This is a genomic window from Paraburkholderia sp. BR14320, from assembly GCF_040948665.1.
GTDB classification, from domain to species: domain Bacteria; phylum Pseudomonadota; class Gammaproteobacteria; order Burkholderiales; family Burkholderiaceae; genus Paraburkholderia; species Paraburkholderia youngii.
Map to the genome: position 1 here is coordinate 1 of NZ_JBFPKG010000282.1, position 384 is coordinate 384.

The following is a 384-nucleotide window of genomic DNA, read 5'->3' on the forward strand; positions in this document are numbered from 1 at the left end:
ACCCGTATTTGTTGCGGAACGCATGGGTGCCCTTGTCCTTGATGTACCGAACGAGATGGTCGTGCCAGCGTGTCGCCGGTTGATTGTGAGCGACCGCATTGGCCGGTGGTGGAATCACCGGCAGCACGCCGCAGGCTGACCACGCCTCGGTCTGCGCAATACTGTAATACGCGCCGTCGGCGATCACGCAGTCGACGTTCGCCTCGACTGCCAGCACCGCATTCAGACCCGCCTCGTCGGAGACGTTGTCCCTGGTGATCGCGATCTGGTGGACATTCATCTGCGGGTCGATCGACAGGTGCATCTTGCGCCACGGCGTCTGGCTCGCGTCGCAGCCGTACTTCTGGCGATGCCATTCGCTGGCCCGGCCAAACTTCATCCCGC

1 protein-coding gene is annotated in these 384 nt (G+C 62.8%); it reads right to left on the reverse strand.

The window, feature by feature from the left end; all coding sequences use genetic code 11:
• The coding region (locus AB3X89_RS40325; protein WP_368588072.1) for a transposase at positions 1–384 on the reverse strand (384 nt) is incomplete at both ends.